This is a genomic window from Devosia sp. Root436 (assembly GCF_001426345.1).
Classification (GTDB): Bacteria; Pseudomonadota; Alphaproteobacteria; order Rhizobiales; family Devosiaceae; genus Devosia.
On sequence record NZ_LMEM01000001.1, the window covers coordinates 767,153 to 785,107 of the forward strand.

Annotated in this window: 16 protein-coding genes and 1 tRNA gene; 7 read left to right on the forward strand and 10 right to left on the reverse strand. The window is 64.9% G+C overall.

What is annotated here, in order from left to right:
* The first annotated feature begins 2 nt into the window (after positions 1-2).
* Positions 3-941, forward strand: coding sequence for a BadF/BadG/BcrA/BcrD ATPase family protein (locus ASD04_RS03765; protein WP_056252657.1), 939 nt, complete (start codon positions 3-5; stop codon positions 939-941).
* Between the two features lie 20 nt (positions 942-961).
* Here the strand turns inward: ASD04_RS03765 and ASD04_RS03770 are convergent.
* Positions 962-1,054, reverse strand: a tRNA-Ser gene (locus ASD04_RS03770).
* A gap of 269 nt (positions 1,055-1,323) precedes the next feature.
* Here ASD04_RS03770 and ASD04_RS03775 point away from each other — a divergent pair.
* Positions 1,324-1,848, forward strand: a complete 525-nt coding sequence (locus ASD04_RS03775) for a DUF2147 domain-containing protein (protein WP_156461104.1) — start codon at positions 1,324-1,326, stop codon at positions 1,846-1,848.
* 277 nt (positions 1,849-2,125) lie between these two features.
* Here the strand turns inward: ASD04_RS03775 and ASD04_RS03780 are convergent, their stop codons facing one another.
* Together ASD04_RS03780 and ASD04_RS03785 are read right to left on the reverse strand one after the other, a co-directional pair.
* Positions 2,126-2,824, reverse strand: a complete 699-nt coding sequence (locus ASD04_RS03780) for a glutathione S-transferase N-terminal domain-containing protein (RefSeq protein ID WP_056252663.1) — start codon at positions 2,822-2,824, stop codon at positions 2,126-2,128.
* A gap of 100 nt (positions 2,825-2,924) precedes the next feature.
* Entirely contained in the window at positions 2,925-3,365 is a 441-nt protein-coding gene (locus ASD04_RS03785) for a glyoxalase superfamily protein (protein WP_056252666.1), read from the reverse strand.
* 296 nt (positions 3,366-3,661) lie between these two features.
* On the opposite strand from ASD04_RS03785, the gene ASD04_RS03790 reads away from it, so the two are divergent.
* Positions 3,662-4,429 (forward strand): sulfite exporter TauE/SafE family protein, encoded by a 768-nt coding sequence (locus ASD04_RS03790; RefSeq protein ID WP_244488234.1) that lies wholly within the window; start codon positions 3,662-3,664, stop codon positions 4,427-4,429.
* A 167-nt stretch (positions 4,430-4,596) separates the two neighbouring features.
* Here ASD04_RS03790 and ASD04_RS03795 read toward each other — a convergent pair whose 3' ends face one another.
* The 4 genes from ASD04_RS03795 to ASD04_RS03810 form a co-directional block, all read right to left on the reverse strand.
* Positions 4,597-6,690, reverse strand: a complete 2,094-nt coding sequence (locus ASD04_RS03795) for a molybdopterin oxidoreductase family protein (RefSeq protein WP_056252668.1) — start codon at positions 6,688-6,690, stop codon at positions 4,597-4,599.
* Between the two features lie 146 nt (positions 6,691-6,836).
* The gene (locus ASD04_RS03800) at positions 6,837-7,463 is read right to left on the reverse strand and encodes a PH domain-containing protein (RefSeq protein ID WP_056252671.1); all 627 of its coding nucleotides are present in this window, start codon (positions 7,461-7,463) and stop codon (positions 6,837-6,839) included.
* A gap of 288 nt (positions 7,464-7,751) precedes the next feature.
* Positions 7,752-8,066, reverse strand: a complete 315-nt coding sequence (gene sugE, locus ASD04_RS03805; RefSeq protein WP_056252674.1) for a quaternary ammonium compound efflux SMR transporter SugE — start codon at positions 8,064-8,066, stop codon at positions 7,752-7,754.
* A gap of 163 nt (positions 8,067-8,229) precedes the next feature.
* On the reverse strand, positions 8,230-9,810 hold the full coding sequence (locus ASD04_RS03810; RefSeq protein ID WP_056252677.1) for an MDR family MFS transporter: 1,581 nt from the start codon (positions 9,808-9,810) through the stop codon (positions 8,230-8,232).
* A 136-nt stretch (positions 9,811-9,946) separates the two neighbouring features.
* Here ASD04_RS03810 and ASD04_RS03815 point away from each other — a divergent pair, with 136 nt between their 5' ends.
* Together ASD04_RS03815 and ASD04_RS03820 are read left to right on the forward strand one after the other, a co-directional pair.
* Positions 9,947-10,591, forward strand: coding sequence for a MarR family transcriptional regulator (locus tag ASD04_RS03815; RefSeq protein WP_056252681.1), 645 nt, complete (start codon positions 9,947-9,949; stop codon positions 10,589-10,591).
* 30 nt (positions 10,592-10,621) lie between these two features.
* Positions 10,622-11,836, forward strand: a complete 1,215-nt coding sequence (locus ASD04_RS03820; RefSeq protein ID WP_082530952.1) for an MFS transporter — start codon at positions 10,622-10,624, stop codon at positions 11,834-11,836.
* Here the strand turns inward: ASD04_RS03820 and ASD04_RS03825 are convergent.
* The 3 genes from ASD04_RS03825 to ndk form a co-directional block, all read right to left on the reverse strand.
* Positions 11,833-12,627, reverse strand: coding sequence for a hypothetical protein (locus ASD04_RS03825; RefSeq protein ID WP_056252686.1), 795 nt, complete (start codon positions 12,625-12,627; stop codon positions 11,833-11,835). The genes ASD04_RS03820 and ASD04_RS03825 overlap by 4 nt on opposite strands.
* Before the next feature lie 37 nt (positions 12,628-12,664).
* Positions 12,665-14,611 carry a DEAD/DEAH box helicase gene (locus ASD04_RS03830; protein WP_056252688.1) on the reverse strand — a complete coding sequence of 649 codons (1,947 nt, stop codon included), beginning with the start codon at positions 14,609-14,611 and terminating at the stop codon, positions 12,665-12,667.
* 374 nt (positions 14,612-14,985) lie between these two features.
* Entirely contained in the window at positions 14,986-15,408 is a 423-nt protein-coding gene (ndk, locus tag ASD04_RS03835) for a nucleoside-diphosphate kinase (RefSeq protein WP_056252691.1), read from the reverse strand.
* A gap of 211 nt (positions 15,409-15,619) precedes the next feature.
* On the opposite strand from ndk, the gene ASD04_RS03840 reads away from it, so the two are divergent.
* Positions 15,620-17,482, forward strand: a complete 1,863-nt coding sequence (locus tag ASD04_RS03840; RefSeq protein ID WP_056252695.1) for an ABC-F family ATP-binding cassette domain-containing protein — start codon at positions 15,620-15,622, stop codon at positions 17,480-17,482.
* Positions 17,479-17,910: a cupin domain-containing protein gene (locus tag ASD04_RS03845; protein ID WP_056252697.1), complete on the forward strand. Its 432-nt coding sequence runs from the start codon at positions 17,479-17,481 to the stop codon at positions 17,908-17,910. The genes ASD04_RS03840 and ASD04_RS03845 overlap by 4 nt, the downstream gene beginning before the upstream one ends.
* Positions 17,911-17,955 lie beyond the last annotated feature (45 nt).

Consider the following 17,955-nt stretch of genomic DNA (forward strand, 5'->3'; position numbering starts at 1 on the left):
GGGTGACCGCGCAACTGGGAATCGATGTGGGCGGGACGGCCAGCCGCTGGGTGGCCTGTGACGGCCAGGGCACCATCCTGGCCCGCGGCAAGGCGGCGGGGGCGACCGCCCATGTGTTCAACCCTGCGGAGAAAGAGCGGCTGCTGGCGGCACTGGCCAGTATCGCGGGAGCGCTTGATGAGGCGGGCCTGGCCGCGGGCAGTATCGTGGCGGGGCTGACCGGCTATGGGGCCGCCGTAGCCGGCGATATCGAAGCCCTGCTCGGCCAGGTATTCGGCACCGCGGCGGACGATATCGTCGTCACCGACGATATCGTGCTGGCCTATATGGCCAATTTCGCTCCCGGCGAGGGCCACCTGGTATCGGCCGGAACCGGATCGATCGGGCTCCATATCGGCGAGGGCGGCGACTATGTGCGCGTCGGCGGGCGCGGCATTCTCATCGACGATGCCGGCTCGGGAAGCTGGATCGCGTTGCGGGCGCTGGACCTTGTCTATCGCGCGCTCGACCATTCCGGCTCGTTCGCCGCCGTGGCCGGGCTGGCGCAGCAGCTGTTCGCGGAAATCGGCGGCGATGCGTGGCACGACACCCGCCAGTTCATCTATGCCGGCGACCGGGGCCGCATCGGCTCGCTCGCCGTGGCCGTGGCGCGCGCCGCCGAGGCGGGAGACGCCGTCGCGGTCTCCATCCTGCGCGAGGCCGGCGCCGAACTGGCAGAGCTGGCCAAGGCACTGATCGCCCGCGCCGGCAGCCGGCCAATCGGGTTCACGGGCGGGGTGCTTGCCCTGCACCCGCTGATCGTCGAGGCGATAAGGGAACACCTAGCCGGCCACGATGTCCGCCTGGTTGGGGCAGATGCCGCCCTTGCCGCGGCACGGCTCCAGACTGTCGGAAATGCAGGCTGGCGCCAGATTCTGGCTGCACGATCATCGATCGCCTGATCTTCGCGAGTATTGGGGAATGGCGGAGAGGATGGGATTCGAACCCACGAGACAGTTCATCACCATCTGCGCCCTTAGCAGGGGCGTGCCTTCGACCACTCGGCCACCTCTCCGGCAGGGGGTGGATAGCGGGCGGGGGGTGGGATGGCAAGCGGTTTTTGGCGCGGCGCGGGTTGCGGCGCGATTGTTGCGGTATTTGCTTTATGGCCGCCATGAATGGCGGCTAAAGCCGTGTCGCGACCTTTCAGATTCGCTCAAAACGCTTTAGCTCTTGACGTTGCGCATGTCTTTGTCCCGAAACCGGTGCCCACTTTGGGGAGACATGCTCTAGATCGTGTGGCGCGGCGAATCGCGATTGGTGCTCGGGCGGCGGGTGGAACGCATGGCAAACGGCGGCTTGAGGCTTTGGGTCGGGACGGGCGTGATGCTGGCCGGCATGGCGGGTGCGTGGGCCCAGGAGCCCTTTGTGCCCGCCCCCAACCGCGTGCTCGACCCGATCGAAGGCAACTGGCAGACGCTTGAACTGTCGGAAATCACCATCGCGCTGTGCCTCGACGGCTTTTGCGGGACACTGAGCAAGATCGTGGTGCCGCGCGAGGGGCTGACGGAAGAAGAATATGCCGCTGCGCTGGCAATGCCGCCCGAAAGCTATACCGATATCCGCAACCCCGACCCCACCTTGCGCGGCCGGCCGATGCTGGGGCTGCAGATATTGACGTTGCTGCCCAGCGCCAAGCCCAATGTCTATGATGGGGAAATCTACAATCCCGAGGACGGCAATACCTATTCGGGCTATGTCGAAATGCTGGGGCCCGACCTGATCCGGCTCAATGGCTGTGTGCTCTATAACATCATCTGTCAGGGGCAGGACTGGGTCCGGGTGATCCCCGTGGTCGAGGGACAGTAGGCCGGTGCTCGTGGCACCCCCACCCTCATTCCCTCCCCCTGTCAGACAGGGCCATCGCCCTGTTGCAACAGTCCCACCGAGCGTGGGCTCCCTCTCCCCTGAGGGGAGAGGGTGGGGCGAGGGGTTCAGTGCTGGTGAAATGCACGGTGCCCGACGTAGCGCTGAACCCCTCACCCGACCCTTCGGGTCGACCTCTCCCCTCAGGGGAGAGGTGACTCCGTACCCACTCGATATGCGATAGCCCTGCCACGGCGGGCGGGGCGGCGGTCGTCCGGTCTCAGCGCTGGTTGAACAGGACCTTTTGGGCGTCCTTGTCCTTGGAGAGGTCGGCCGAGGGGGTGTCCTTGCCCCAGGCGAGGCCGCTGGCGACGGCGGGGCGCGCGGCGAGGCGATCGAGCCAGGCCTTTACATTGGGGAAATCGGCGATGTCCTGGCCCTGGCGTTGCCAGCCCTGGGCCCAGCCGATGGAGGCGATATCGGCGATGGAATAATCGCCGGCGACATAGTCGCGGCCTTCAAGCTGCTTGTCGAGAACGCCATAGAGGCGGTGGGTTTCATCGATATAGCGCTTGGTCGCATAGGGGATGCGCTCGGGGGCGTAGATGGCGAAATGGTGGTTCTGGCCGAGCATGGGGCCGAAGCCGCCGACCTGCCAGAACAGCCATTCATCGACCTTGACCTGCTGGCGCGGATCGGTGGGGTAGAACTGGCCGAATTTCAGGCCGAGATATTTGAGGATGGCGCCGGATTCGAAGATGGAGATCGGCGCGCCGCCAGGCCCCTCGGGGTCGACGATGGCGGGAATCTTGTTGTTGGGCGAAATGGCGAGGAATTCGGGCTTGAACTGGTCGCCCTTGCCGATATCGACGCGGTGATAAATCCACGGAACGCCAAGCTCTTCGAGCATGATATGGACTTTCTGCCCGTTTGGGGTGGGCAGGGAATAGGCCTCGATCGGCTTGGTCTGGATGGTCATTGCCGGTTCCATTGGTGTTGATGCTGCACCATATATCGGCGTTTTACGATGCAAGGCAAGGCGACTTGCGGTCGCCCTGCCCCGCCGTTGGCCGTCACGGTCAGGCCCGCCGCAGGATCATCTGCGGATTGCCGTTGCCGCGCATGGCGCTGGAAATGCCGTGGACATCCACGGTGGACACCACGCGATGGCGCAGGGCCGCGAACATGAAGGTCGGCGTGACATTGACCGGTTTATCGAACTGGATGGTCACGGTGTAGCTCTGCATGTTGCCCAGGAGCTGGACGCCAATAAGCATGCCGGCGAAGGGCTGATCGAGATAGAGGCCCTTGACGCGCTGACCGACCTGCCATGGCGAGGCGACGCGATCGGGCAAGGCGGCGCGGGCGGTGTTCCAGTCGCGGTAGCCATGCGTGCGGGCAACCTGTTCGAGGGCAGCGCCATGCGACAGGGTTTCGCCGGCCCGTTCGCGCTCGGCGCGGAGCGCCTTGGCTTCCGATTTCAGGGTCTGGGCGGATGGGGTATCGAGCGAAAACGACATGATAGGTCCTCTCATTGCATGAGGCGACTGTTCCATGGGGGCTCGCATTGCCATGAGGCGCCTTGCAAAGATGAACCGGAGTTCGTGTCCTGCTCGGAGACTGGACTTCACCATCGGAATTGCTTCCGGCGAGCGGCGGGTGCCAGCGACCTGAGCGGGATATGCGCGCGGAGGGTGGTTTTGTCAACGGCATGGCGGGTATGCGATCAATCCCGGTGATGGGGCGATCAGCGATTTGTGTTGGGCGGGCCGGACCGTTCGGGCTATGCGGGGATATCGTGGTTGGGGAAACCGAAGTGGTCGAAACCATATTCCTGCTGATTGCCGGCCTGCTGGGCGGGGCGGTGAATTCGCTGGCGGGCGGTGGCTCGTTCATCGTATTTCCGGCGCTGCTGTTCGTCGGCATACCGCCGGTGATCGCCAATGCGTCGAACACCTATGCCGCCCTGCCCGGCTATGCGAGCGGGGCCTTGGGCTATTGGCATGCCATGGCTCCATACAAGGACCGGCTGGTGCTCTATGGCGTGGTGGCGGCTTTGTTCGGCTATGTTGGCGCGGAACTGCTGCTGGTGGTGTCGGATGAATTGTTCGACCTGGTCGTGCCGTGGCTGATGGCCTTCGCGGTGCTGCTGTTCGTCTTCGGCAACCAGATCAACGGCTTTGTCGCGGCCAGAAGTGGTGGCGGGCGCGGCATGAAGGTGCTGGGCGCCATGCTGCTGATGGTGTGCCTGGCCGGGGTCTGCGTCTATGGCGGGTTCTTCAATGCCGGCCTGGGCATATTGCTGCTGGCCTTTCTCGCCACGGCGGGGTTGAGTGATATCCATGCGATGAACGGGCTCAAGCTCTGGGTGTCGAGCATCGTGGCGCTGGTGGCGGTGGCGCGGTTTGCGGTGAGCGGGTCGATCGACTGGTATCATGGGTCCATCGCGCTGGTGGGGGTGACCGTGGGGGGGTATCTCGCGGCGAAGAACGCCCATCGAATCCCGACGCAATGGATACGAGTGGCGGTGATTGTATATGGGGTCGTCATGACCGGGTATTTCTTCTGGGGCGCCTATCTCTGAGCTCTTCCTTCCCCCCTTGAGGGAGAAGGTGCCCGAAGGGCGGATGAGGGGTTTCTTCCTTCATCTCTGGCATACCTGCACGCAGCATCCCTCACCCTGGCCTTCCGCTGAACGCGTCAGGCCGTCCCTCTCCCTCAAGGGGAGAGGGGGAAAAGTGGGCGGCGGCGTTAGTCAGCCCGCCGGACCCAGACTGCGGCATCGTGGAAGGTGGCGCCGCCGTAGGGCGGGGCTGGGGTGGCGTTGGTGAGGGTGTTGATGCCCTTGCCGCGGCGGTGGGACTTGTTCTGGTGCAGGCCTTCGGCGATGAGCACGCCTGACGGCAGGCCGGTGCGGATGCGGGCGGTGAGATCGACGCTGCCCCTGATATTGCCGACGGTGACGAATTCGCCATCGAGGATCCCGAGGCGGGCGGCGTCATCGGGGTGGATGAAGACGGAGGGTACGCCCTCGCGCTTCTGGCTGCCGGGGGTTTCGTTGAAGGTCGAATTGAGGAAGGCGCGGGCCGGGCTGGTGGCGAGGCGGAACGGGTGCTCGGCATCGGTCGGCTCGTTGATGGCCCAGTGATCGGCGAAGCGCGGCATGTCCTGGGGGTCGCAGACCCAGAGATAGCCCTTTTTGTCAGCGACATCCTGCCAGTTCGGCGCGAAGCGGAAGCGCTTGTCGGGCCAGGCGAAGCCATCGGCAAAGCGGGCGGCAGCATCGGGGCGTTCGCGATCGACGAAGCCTGATTTTTCGACCTCGTCCAAAGGCGGATAGTTCGAGCGACGGAAGGTTTCGGCGACGACGTCGCGGTCGAGAGTGCGGAAGCTGTCGTCATCGAGGCCGAGGCGCAAGGCCAGGGCGTTGATGACTTCATGGTTGGAGCGGGTTTCGCCGGGGCGCTGGATCACGGCGGGGCCATAGAGCACGCGGGTATGGCCGCCGCGGGTGTAATAGTCGTTGTGTTCGAGGAACATGGTGGCCGGCAGCACGATATCGGCGAATTCGGCCGTCTCGGTCATGAACTGCTCGTGGACGACGAGGAACAGGTCGTCGCGGGCAAAGCCGGCATGGGCCAGGGTCTGGTCGGGGGCGACGGCGGCCGGGTTGGTATTCTGGACGATCATGGCCTTGACCGGGCCCCCACCTTTGAGGGCCCTGGCATCGCCAGTGAGGATGGGGCCGATCTCGGACATGTCGAGCCAGCGCGGCTCGCCCTTCTGCATGGCGTCGCCCGATATGGCGGATTTGTCGAGCTGCCAGGTGCCGGAATTGGAATGGAAGGCGCCGCCGCCGCGATGCTGCCAGGCGCCGGTCATGGCGGGAATGCAGAGCGCGGCGTGCATGGCCGTGGCGCCATTGCGCTGGCGGGTGAAGCCGAAGCCGAGGCGGAAATAAGTGCGTGGGGTGGTGCCGACGAGATGGGCGAAGGTGGTGATCTGTTCCACCGTGAGGCCGGTGATTTCGGCGGCCCATTCGGGCGTCCGGGTCGCCAGGTGGGCTTCGAAATCCGGCCCGAAATCGGTGTAGCCAGCCATGTAGGCGCGGTCGGCGAGGTTGTCGCGCAGCAGGATGTGCATGACCGATACGGCCAGGGCGCCATCGGTGCCGGGGCGGAGCACGAGGCCGAGATCGGCCTGGGCCATGGTGGCGGTTTCATAGATATCGATGACGACGATCTTGGCCTTGCGCTCCTTCCTGGCGCGCATGGCGTGGGTCATGACATTGACCTGGGTGTGGACGGCGTTGGTGCCCCAGATGACGACGCAATCGCTCTCGGCCATCTGCTCGGGATTGACGCCGCCGAGCAGGCCGGTGCCGGCGATATAGCCCGGCCAGGAGGTGCCGATGCAGATGGTTTCGTATTGGCGGGAATAGCCCTTGGCAGCGCGCAGGCGATCGATGCCATCGCGGTGCACATGGCCCATGGTGCCGGCATAGAAATAGGGCCAGATGGCTTCGGCGCCGTGTTCGGCTTCGATCCGGGTGAAGCGGGCGGCGATCTCGTCGAGCGCTTCATCCCAGGTGATCCGCTCGAACTGGCCGCTGCCCTTGGGGCCGGTGCGGCGCAGAGGGTGCAGCAGCCGCTCGGGATGGTGGACGCGCTCGGCATAGCGGGCGACCTTTTCGCAGATGACCCCGGCCGTATAGGGGTCGTCCTTGGCACCACGGACGCGGCCGATGGTGTGCGCGTCGATAATGTCCACGTCCAGCGCGCAGGCGGAGGGACAGTCATGCGGGCAGACCGAGCGGGCGGTGCGGATGGCGACGGGCTGGTTCATGGCATGAGGTTAGCGGAGGGCGGTGCGGCGCTCAATTGAATTGGGGTGATGGGTGATATTTGCGGCGTGAATGCGTGCAGAACCGCCGCCTGGATCGCGGTTTTCACGAGAGATGGCCGGACCCCGAGACGGCCGCCGCCCCTGAGTCAGAGCGTGGCGAAAGCCTTGGTGCTGGTTTCGGCGTTGCGGCGGGCGCGGTTGGTGGCGTGGATGGCCAGTTGGGCGGCGCCGGAGTGGAACTGGGAGAAGGTGACGCGCCTCGCGTCATGGGTGGCGATGGTGACGCCGCGCCAGTTGGGGCGGACGGCGCGCACGTCGGACCAGGCCAGCGTCGTTTCGCGACCGAAGGCATTACGGTGTTCGAGCCGGGTATTGTTCCAGCGAACACGGGTGAAGAGGCCACCAAGGCCGATGGCGACGGCCCCACCGCCCAGCAGCAGCGAAGCGATGAAGGTGGCGATCATCTGGGTGGGTTCGACATGGCGGCTACCGCCGATGACGATGATGGCGCTCATCAGCACCACGGCGAGCGCGGCGGCCCCGTAGCAGGCGAAATATTCCACCATGGACGGGCGCAGTTCGGACCAGCCATCGACGTTGACGGCCTCCTCGCTCTGCACCAGGCGCAAGGCGAGGAACGCGGCATAGCCGAAGGCGACCACGCCAGCAGCGCGGGCGAGCGGCAGACCTGATGTGAAGGGGACGTATTTGAGGACGATCAGCGAAACGACTACGACAAGTGGCAAAGCCACTTCCTGCCAGCGCAAGGGCACTATTGCTCTCCAGAAATAGGGGCGCCGGCGACGCTAAGTCGGCAATCTATGGGACGAATCTAGCAAGGTTCAGTGATTTGACCATTAACAATTCCGGGAGCGGCATACGTTCGCGGGGAACATCAGCTTTTTTGCAACAGGGCGGCGGGCTGAGAAAGTGATTCAAGCGCTTCGCGTGGTGATTCAAAGGAATGGCGGAATGAGTCCGCCGACGAGCCCAAGAGCTTGACAGAGAAGGGGGATTCCCGCTTTCGCGGGAATAACGTGGTGGGGTCGAATGACGCTGGATCAGCTCAGCACCTTGAGGCCGACAATGCCAGCGACGATGAGGCCGATGCTGGCGAGGCGAGCCGCCGTGGCCGGGTCGCCGAAGAGATACATGCCCAGCAAGGCCGTGCCGACGGTGCCGATGCCGGTCCAGACGGCGTAGCCGGTGCCGACGGGCAGATCGCGCAGGGCGAGGCCCAAGAGGGCCACGCTGATGACCATGGCGAGCACGGTCAGCGTGGTGGGGACGAGGCGGGTGAAGCCCTCGGTATATTTTAGGCCGATGGCCCAACCCATTTCAAAAATGCCGGCAATGACGAGATAGACCCAAGCCATGGAATTACTCCTGACGACGCCCAAGGGCGTCTTATGGCGGGTCGTCCCGGCCGGGAAAATGGAGAAGCCGCGAGGTCGTCCACGCGCGGCTTCAGAAATAAGGCATATCGGGCGGAAGGTGAAGAGCGTCCCCGGACCATAGGATGGTCCGGGGACGCATGGGTCAGGCGCCGACCGCTGCGGCGGCAGCGTTTTCCTCGGCCCCGATCTCGGCTTCGGGTTCCTTGCGCAAAGTGGTGGCCAGCGGAATTTCCTTGAGCAGGAAGGTCAGGCAGAAGGCGATCAGGGCGGCAGCAGCGGCGGTGAGGAAGACCGGGTGCAAGGCAGCGGCGAAGCCTTCGAGCACCTGGGCGCGCGCGGCCTCGGGCAGCGCCTGGATGGCCTGGGCGTTGAAGGCGCCGCCGCCAGTGGGCACGGTGCCGCCAAGCTGGTTGACAAGGCCACTGGAGAAGATGGCGCCGAAGACCGACACGCCGATGGAGCCGCCGATCTGGCGGAACAGGGTGCTGCCCGCGGTGGCGACGCCGACCAGTTCACGCGGCACGGCATTCTGCGTGGCAGTGACGCTGACGCTGTTGATGGGGCCGATGCCGACGCCGACCACGAACATGTAGAGGGCGATCTGCCAGTCGGGGGTATCGAGCCGCATCATGCCCAGCAGCAGCAGGCCGCCGAACAGCACGGCCGAGGCCAGCATGGGCAGCAGCTTGTAGCGGCCGGTCTTGCTCATGACGAAGCCGGACAGGGTCGAGGCGCCGATAAGGCCGACCATCATGGGCAGCAACTGGAAGGCCGAATTGGTGGGCGAAATGCCCTTGGCGATCTGCAGGTAGAGCGGCAGGAAGGTGATGGAGCCGAACATGGCCATGCCGACGAGGAAACCAACGGAATTGGTGACGACGAAGGTATTGTTGCGGAAGAGCTGCAAGGGCAGCACCGGCTCGGCGGCGCGGGATTCCACCCAGACGAAGGCGACAATGGCCACCAGCGACAGGGCGATCATGCCGACGATCTGCGCGGAGAACCACGGGAAGGTATTGCCACCCAGGCTCGTGGCCAGCACGAAGGCCGACAAAGCCGCAGTGAGCAGGACGAAGCCCATATAGTCTATTGTGTGGGCGACGCGGGTCACCTTGGGCTTGAGGGCGAAGCCGATCACCACCAGCGCCAGCAGGCCGAGCGGCAGGTTGATGATGAAAATCCAGTGCCAGCTCAGGTGTTCGACGATGAAGCCGCCGAGCAGCGGGCCGACCACGGTGGCGACGCCGAAGACGGCGCCGAAAATGCCCTGGATCTTGCCGCGCTGGCGCGGGGGAATGACGTCGGCCACCACGGTCATGGCCACGACCATGAGGCCGCCACCGCCGAGACCCTGCACGGTGCGGGCGAAGATGAGGAAGTTCATCGAATTGGCGAAGGCGGAGAGCCCTGCCCCGATGAGGAAGATGACGATGGCGGCCTGCAGGACGATCTTGCGGCCGTAGAGATCGCCGAGCTTGCCGTAGATGGGAGCGACGACGGTGGAGCTGAGCAGATAGGCGATGACCACCCAGGTCAGGTGCTCAAGGCCGCCGAGTTCGCTGACGATGGTAGGCAAGGCTGTGGAGACGATGGTCTGGCCGAGGGAGGCCAGCAGCAGCGTCACGGCGACGGCGCCGATGATGAGGCCCACCGACTGAGCCTGCGGCTCTTCGGGGGCCGACTGTGCCTGCGACGCAGCGGCGGATGGTGCAGCTTGAGACATTGGACGATCCTTTGGCCCGGCGGGGGGGCATCATGCCCACTTGCGGGATGAATTATTGCGGCATATATCTGCTCACAGCAATTACATGTCAATAGCATGCAATTGCCCGAAGCATGCGAAAATTGCGAGGACTGTCATGCCCCATCAAGGTGGCAAAACCGAAATCAACGCGCTGCTGCGCAAGGCCGGCATCGATGCGCCCACCGCGGAAGCCGTCATCCACATCGACGCCCTGATGCAGAACTGGCGCCGGCGCTCGATGAAACGCGAGCTCGGACAGAAGGCGCTGCTCGACCTCAAGATCGGCATCGACCTGGCGCAGTTGGACGTGCTTTTCGCCATCGAGGCGCCGGAAGATGAATTCGGCGAAATGGCCGGCGGGGAGACCATGGTGGCCTCGGTGGCCGAACGGCTGGCCATCGATCCGTCGCGGGCCAGCCGCGTAGTGAGCGAGATGGTGGAAATGGGCTATGCACGGCGAGCGGCCAGCCAGGCCGATGCGCGGCGCACCATCATCGAGCTGACCGATGCGGGGCAGACCATCGTCAAGGCGGTGCGCGCCTACAAATTCCTGATCATGGGCGATTTTCTCGGCAGTTGGAGCACCGAAGAACTGAACACCTTCGTACCGCTGTTGCGCAGGTTCGGTAGCTGGCCGGAACATACCGAGCCGGGCGCGGCGAAGTTCGCCGACGATATCGCCACGCTGGCGCAGCAGATCGCCGCCAATCGCAAGCAGGTCGAGCCGGCCCGACTGGACCGACTCGCGACGGCAGATTAGGCAGGTCGTCCGCCAGGGAGAGCGGACGAGATGGCACGGACCACACGCATGCCGGTGACCGCCCTGCTTGGGGCGAACATGTTCTTTTCGGGCGTGAGCTACGCCGCCACGATCCCTTATGCGACGCTTGTGGGGGTGGACACGCTGGGGTTTTCGCCGGCCTGGTTTGCGACCATCATGAGTACCGGCGCGATCCTGGGAACCTTCGTTTCGCTGGGGCTTGGCTACCTTTCCGACAAGTTGCGTGACCGGCGGTTGCTGGTTTTCATCACGGCATTGGCGGGCATCGTCGCGCATGGCCTGATCTATGTCTGGCCGACGCAATTGGCGTTCGCGGTCTCCATGGCGCTGATCATACCGATAGCCGGGGCCTGCTACGGTCAGGGTTTTGGCTATGTGCGCGTCTATTACCTGACCCACCGGCCCGACCGCGCGGACTTCATGGTGACGGCGCTTCGCACGGTGTTCACGCTGGCCTGGATCATCGTGCCGCCGCTGGCGGGCTGGGTGGCGGCAGAGTTCAGCATTTTCGACGTCTATCTGGCGTCCTCCCTCAGCTATGCAGGCATCGCCATCATATTTGCCCTGCTGATTGCCGACAGCGCGACAGCGGTGCAGATGCCAATGCCGGTCCGCGCCGAAGGGGCGTCGCGCCTGTCGGTCTTCGCGTTGCGTCCGGGCACGCTGGCGGGGCTGGTTGGCCTGATCGTCATGACGGGCGCCATGCGCCTTCTGACCCTGACGGTATCGCTGTTCATCGTTGTCGACCTGGGTGGCACGGTGACAGATGTGGGCCTTTATGCCGGCATCACGGCGGCCACGGAGGCGCCGTTCATGCTGTTGCTTGCCTATCTGACGACACGGTTGACCAAGGAGACATTGCTGGCACTCGCCGGTCTCGTCATGGCGGTGTTCATTGGGGCGATCAGCCAGCTCACCAGCGTCACCGCGCTGTTCTGGCTCCTGGCCCTCAATGGCCTGGGCACGGCCGCATTGATGAGCGTCAACATTTCCTATGTGCAGGACGCCATCAAGGGCCGGGTCGGGCTGTCCACTTCGCTGATGGATGTGGTGGCCATTGCCGCCAATTTACTGGGGGCAGCGGCATTCGGGCTGCTGGCGAGCGGAGGCGACTATCGCTTTGCCCTGACGGTGGCAGCGGGTGTGTCCGTCATCGGCGCGGCGATCATGGGCGGCGGGAACCTGTCGCGGCTCGGCCGACCCCGGGTTGCCGCAACAGGCTAAGCCACAATGCCCTCACGGGCGCAGAGTTCGGTCATGGCGCTGCCTGGTGGGGGTGGCGGCATGTCGGCGCGGCCACGATTGGTGAGCTGGCTACGCCAGAGGTGGATGGCCAGCGTATCGGGGCGGATGGCCGGATCGACGCTGGAGCCGGGCTGCATGAGCGCCGGGATGCCCTCATAGGGGATCGGATAAAGCGCTGAACTGGGCAGGACATGGCCGGAAAGGCCACGTTTGCGCACGTAATGGGTCAGGGCCATGGGACCGGTGGCGCCGTATTGCATATATTCGGGTGGGACCTGCCGGCCCACCAGGCGGCGGGCCGCGACTTCGAGGCGGCGGAAGGGCGGCAGGTGTGGCTCCAGCAGCGGGCGCGGGCCGGGCGCGAAAATGGCAAGCAGGTCGTCGAGCAAGGGCGCATCGGGCGGGATGTGGAGGACGGCGCCATTGACCGAGCCGGGACGCTCCCAGGCCATGAGGTAGTCGGGCGGGCCGGCGATCGGCTGGACGCAATAGACGTCGAGATCGGCATAGACGCCGCGGCCTTGACGCAGGCCGGTCATGCGGAAGAGGTCGGAGAAGACGCCGGGCGTACCCCTTCCCTTGTAGAATACCAGCCGCTCACGCGGCAGGACGTCGGCCGCATCGCAGGCCACCGCGCCTGAGGGCAGGCCGGGGATCGTATCGTAGGAATAGACTTCCACGCGGTGCCCACGACGGCTGAACGAGGCGATGGACAGGGCTTCGAGCCAACTCATCGACCCATGCCAGAAGCTGAAGATGGTGGGGAGCAAGGTTTATCTTCTCCGAACTCGACGGCCGGCCCTGAGATCAAATCTGCGGCTTGCGCTTGGGCTTGTGGTCCTTCTTGGCCTTGGCGCCGTCCTTGCCGGCCCATTTGGGCTTGCCCTTGTCCTTGCTGACAGGCGCCTTGCTCACCTTGGGCGGGCGGGGCTTGTCAAAATCGGGTTTGGACGCGCGGGGAGCCTCGTCGGCGGCGGCCGGGCTCCAGCCGCCAGTCGCGGCGGGGGCCTCGAGATCGTCGGGGCGCAGGCCGCTCGAACCATAACGGGCCTTGCGGTCGGCGCGTTCGGGGCGCGGGGCGTTGGGATCGAAGCGCTCCACCGGGCCGGGCGGGCGGCGCTGGCTGGGCGGTGGGCCGGAGCGGCGCTCGCCGGGGCCGTCGACGGCGGAAATGGTGACGCCGCGCTCGCCGGAACCGTTCTTCTCGATGGATTTGGCGAAGGCGTCGGCCTTGGGGGCGGCGACTTCAAAGATGGATTCGGTATCGAAGATGCGGATGGAGCCGATGGCGGTCTTGGTGACGCCGCCGGCCTTGCACAGCATGGGCAGCAGCCAGCGCGGCTCTGCCTTGTGCTTGCGGCCGACCGAAACCTTGAACCAGGTGCCCCCCTCGAAGCGTTCGCGGGTGCGCGGGTCCTTGTCGCCGGGCTTATCGAAGACCGGCGCGTCGGAGACATCCTCCGGGGCCGGGCGGGCGGCGAGCTGCTGGCGCAGATAGGCGGCGGCGATGGCCTCGGGCGTGTGGCGCGCCATGAGCTGGGCGACGAAATCGGCCTCGTCCTCGGCAACGGGCCTGGTGAGCATGTCGGCGGACAGGATGCTTTCGCGGTAGCGGGCCTCGATCTCCTCTGCGGACGGCGGCGCCATCATGGTGACGTCGAGCCGGGCGGTCTTGAGGATGCGCTGGGCGGTCGCGCGGCGGTGCATCGGCGCGATGATGACGCAGGTGCCCTTGCGCCCTGCCCTGCCGGTGCGGCCCGAACGATGCAGCAGCGTATCGGGATTGGTCGGCAGGTCGGCGTGGATGACGAGGTCGAGATTGGGCAGGTCGATGCCGCGGGCGGCGACGTCGGTGGCGACGCAGATGCGGGCGCGGCCGTCGCGCATGGACTGCAGCGCATTGGTGCGCTCGGCCTGGCTGAGTTCGCCAGAGAGGGTGACAACATCGAAGCCGCGATTGTGCAGGCGCGCCGAGAGGTGCTTCACGCCTTCGCGGGTGGAGGCGAAGACGATCGTGTTGACCGCCTCGAAATAGAGCAGCGTATTGATGATGGCGTTTTCGCGCTCGGCCGCGGGCACCAGCATCAGCTTGTAGTCGATATCGGCATGCTGCTCGGCGGCGCTGTTGGCGGCGACGCGCAGGGCATCGCGCTGGAAGGTCTTGGCCAGCTGGGCGATGGGCTTGGGGACGGTGGCCGAGAACAGCAGCGTGCGGCGATCTTCGGGGGCGGCGTCGAGGATGAATTCGAGGTCTTCGCGGAAGCCGAGGTCGAGCATTTCGTCGGCTTCGTCGAGCACGACGGCACGGAGGGCGGACATGTCCAACGCGCCGCGGGTGATGTGGTCGCGCAGACGGCCGGGCGTGCCGACGACGATATGAGCGCCGCGTTCGAGGGCGCGGCGCTCGGTGCGGGCATCCATGCCGCCGACGCAGGAGGCGGTGCGGGCGCCCGCTTCGGCATAGAGCCAATCGAGCTCACGCTGCACCTGGAGGGCCAGTTCGCGGGTGGGGGCGATGACGAGGGCCAAGGGCGCACCGATCTCGGTGAAGCGCTCGGCATCGCCGAGCAGGGTCGGCGCGATGGCCATGCCGAAGGCGACGGTCTTGCCCGAGCCGGTCTGGGCGGAGACGAGCAGGTCGCGGCCGGCGGTTTCATCTTCGATGATGGCGGCCTGTACCGGCGTCAGGGTTTCATAGCCCTTGGCGGCGAGAGCGCGGGCGAGCGGGGGGAGGATGGTGTCGGGAAGGGACATTTTTGGCCTTTTTGGACGCCGACCAATCGTTTGGCGTCAGGTTTCCGCAGCGCGGATTTCAGGGGATTTCCCGCATTGGCGGAAAGGCGCCGCGAGCAGCACCATAGCATAAGCAAAGCAAAAAGGCCGCCCGGCGGGCGGCCCCGAATTTGAGGCGTTGAACGTCAAACAGTCACGGGGTCACCCCGGCGCAGGCCGGGGTCCATCCCGAGATGGCCGTTCGTGGCGATACCTCAGGATGGATCCCGGCCTGCGCCGGGATGACATCGAGGGGGTGGAAAGGGCCGGGCCGGCCCTTCGCAAGGCTCAGGGCGTTCGCCCCTCAAATCGCTCCACTGGAGGGATTTGCCGGCTGGCAAGCCAGCCGTCGGGTCTCACCCAACCAGTTCGTCGTCGTTGAAGAAGAACTTGATCTCGGAGGCAGCGGTTTCCGGAGCGTCCGAACCGTGGACCGAGTTTTCGCCGATGGAGAGGGCGAATTCCTTGCGGATGGTGCCGGGAGCGGCATTTTCCGGATTGGTGGCGCCCATGACTTCGCGGTTCTTGAGGATGGCGCCTTCGCCTTCCAGAACCTGCACGACGACGGGCGAGGCGATCATCTGCTCGACCAGTTCACCGAAGAAGGGACGTTCCTTGTGGACGGCGTAGAAGCCTTCGGCCTGGGCGCGGGTCATGTGGATTTTCTTGAGCGCGATGGGGCGGAGACCGGCTTCCTCGAACTTGGCGATGATCTTACCGATGAGGTTGCGACGGACGGCATCGGGCTTGATGATGGAGAAGGTGCGTTCGAGCGCCATGGGGGTCGATCCTTGAATGGGTCTGTTGGAAAGGTGGCGCCTTGTAACGGGAGAGTTTGACGGGCGCAAGACGGGTGGCGCCCATGCGGCAAAGCCGGTTGCCATAAGGGTCGCTTAACTCTATCCAACGGCAAACACTTTATCGCAGGCCGGTTGCCACGGTTTCGCCCGTTGCTCCCTGCGGCCTACCCTCTCCTCAGATTGCCCGATTATGCTTGCTATCAACAACCTTACCTATCGCATCCAGGGCCGGGAGCTGTTCGAAGACGCCTCGGTGGTGCTGCCGACAGGGTCCAAGACCGGCTTCGTCGGCAAGAACGGCACCGGCAAGACCACCTTGTTCCACCTGATCCAGGGGCATATCGGGGCGGATTCGGGGTCGATGGAGCTCAACAAGAAGGCGCGGATCGGGGCGGTGGCGCAGGAAGCGCCGGCCGGCAACGAGAGCGTGCTCGACGTGGTGCTGGCCGCCGACAAGGAGCGCACGGCGCTTTTGGCGGAGGCTGAAACCGCAACCGATCCACACCGGATCAGCGATATCTATACGCGGCTGGCCGATATCGACGCCTATTCCGCCGAGGGAAGGGCCTCGGCCATTCTCAAGGGCCTGGGCTTCGAGCAGGACCGGCAGAATGCGCCGACGCACGAGCTGTCGGGCGGCTGGCGCATGCGCGTGGCGCTGGCCGGTGTGCTGTTCAGCCAGCCCGACCTGTTGCTGCTGGACGAGCCGACCAACTATCTCGACCTCGAAGGCACTTTGTGGCTGGAAAAGTACCTGGCCACCTATCCCTACACCGTCTTCATGATCAGCCACGATCGTGACCTGCTCAACAAGTCGGTCAGTTCGATCATCCATCTCGAACATCGCAAGCTGACCTTCTACAAGGGCAATTACGACACGTTCGAAACCACCCGCCGCATGCAGATGGATCTCAACAACAAGAGCCGCGACAAGGCGCTGGACCAGGTGGCGCATCTGCAGAAATTCGTCGACCGCTTCAAGGCCAAGGCGACCAAGGCCAAGCAGGCGCAGTCGCGCATGAAGATGATCGAGAAGCTGAAGCCCCCGGCGGCGATGTTCGATGAATATGCGGCGCCGTTCAAGTTCCAGCAGCCGGCGAGCGAGCCCCCTACCCCGATGATTACGCTGGACGGCGTGTCGGCGGGCTATGGCGACAAGACCATTCTGCGCAACATCACCACACGCATCGACCCCGATGACCGCATTGCGCTGATCGGCGTCAACGGCAATGGCAAGTCGACCTTCGCCAAGCTTCTGGCGGGCGATATCGCACCGATGGGCGGGCGCTTCAACAAGGGCAAGAAGCTGGAAATCGCGCATTTTGCCCAGCACCAGATGGACAAGCTGCAGCCCGAATGGACGCCGCTGGAGCATATGGTCGACCTGATGCCCAAGGACAACGAGGCGCGGCGGCGGAGCCGGCTCAATCAGATGGGACTGACCACCAGCCGCATGGACACCAAGGCGAAAAACCTTTCCGGTGGCGAGCGGGCGCGCCTGCTCATGGGCATCATCACCTTCAACGGGCCGGGAATGATGATCCTCGACGAACCGACCAACCATCTCGATATCGACAGCCGCGACGCACTGGTGCATGCGCTCAACGACTATGAGGGCGCGGTGCTGATCATCAGCCATGACCGCCACCTGATCGAGGCGACCTGCGATACGCTGTGGATTGCCGAAGGGGGCACGATCAGCGAGTTGGACGAGGATCTCGACACCTACCAGCGCAACATTACCTCCACCAAGGAAAGCAAGGGCGGAAGTGGCGGCAAGGCCAAACTGTCCAAGCAGGAGGCGGCCGCCCGCCGCGCCGAAGTCGCGCCGTTGAAGACCTCCATTAAGGATGCGGAAACCAAGATCGGCCGTTTGCGGGTGGAAATCGACAAAATCGATACCCAGCTGGCCGATCCCAAAGTCTACAACGGCGCCCCTGACCGGCTTATTGCGCTGGGCAAGGACAAGGCCCGTCTTGCGGCCGATCTCGAGACCACCGAAGAACAATGGCTGGCGCTGAGCGCCGAGCTGGAGGACGCGGAGCGCGCATGAGCAAGCTCGCCGCCAAGGATGTGATCTTTACCCTGGGGATGCAGCGGCACCCCGAGGGCGGCTGGTATGCGCGCACCTTCGAGGATGCCGAAAAGGGCGACGGACGGGCGCGTTCCACGGCGATCTATTACCTGCTGGAAGCCGACGATGCGTCGCACTGGCACCGGGTCGATGCGGTGGAAGTGTGGCACTACTATGCCGGGGCGCCGCTGCAATTGCGCATTTCAGACGGGCAGAGCGTGGACGAACATGTGCTGGGGCCGGACCTGGACGCCGGCCAGCGCCCGCAGGTCGTGGTGCCTGTCATGGCCTGGCAATCGGCTACCAGCACCGGGGACTGGACGCTGGTGGGTTGCACGGTGGCGCCGGGATTCCAGTTTTCGGGGTTCGAGCTGGCGGACAAGGACTGGGCGCCGGGAAACAACTAGGCATTGCGGGGCCCGTTGACAGCAACGCGGCATTGCCATTTGCTG

Coding starts and splice junctions, on each gene's coding strand:
- ASD04_RS03840 (WP_056252695.1), top strand. CDS start 15,620: ATGCTTGCTATCAACAACCTTACCTATCGCATCCAGGGCCGGGAGCTG.
- ASD04_RS03785 (WP_056252666.1), bottom strand. CDS start 3,365: ATGTCGTTTTCGCTCGATACCCCATCCGCCCAGACCCTGAAATCGGAA.
- ndk (WP_056252691.1), bottom strand. CDS start 15,408: ATGGCGCTCGAACGCACCTTCTCCATCATCAAGCCCGATGCCGTCCGT.
- ASD04_RS03810 (WP_056252677.1), bottom strand. CDS start 9,810: ATGTCTCAAGCTGCACCATCCGCCGCTGCGTCGCAGGCACAGTCGGCC.
- ASD04_RS03845 (WP_056252697.1), top strand. CDS start 17,479: ATGAGCAAGCTCGCCGCCAAGGATGTGATCTTTACCCTGGGGATGCAG.
- ASD04_RS03830 (WP_056252688.1), bottom strand. CDS start 14,611: ATGTCCCTTCCCGACACCATCCTCCCCCCGCTCGCCCGCGCTCTCGCC.
- ASD04_RS03775 (WP_156461104.1), top strand. CDS start 1,324: ATGGCAAACGGCGGCTTGAGGCTTTGGGTCGGGACGGGCGTGATGCTG.
- ASD04_RS03780 (WP_056252663.1), bottom strand. CDS start 2,824: ATGACCATCCAGACCAAGCCGATCGAGGCCTATTCCCTGCCCACCCCA.
- ASD04_RS03815 (WP_056252681.1), top strand. CDS start 9,947: ATGCCCCATCAAGGTGGCAAAACCGAAATCAACGCGCTGCTGCGCAAG.
- ASD04_RS03820 (WP_082530952.1), top strand. CDS start 10,622: ATGGCACGGACCACACGCATGCCGGTGACCGCCCTGCTTGGGGCGAAC.
- ASD04_RS03795 (WP_056252668.1), bottom strand. CDS start 6,690: ATGAACCAGCCCGTCGCCATCCGCACCGCCCGCTCGGTCTGCCCGCAT.
- sugE (WP_056252674.1), bottom strand. CDS start 8,066: ATGGCTTGGGTCTATCTCGTCATTGCCGGCATTTTTGAAATGGGTTGG.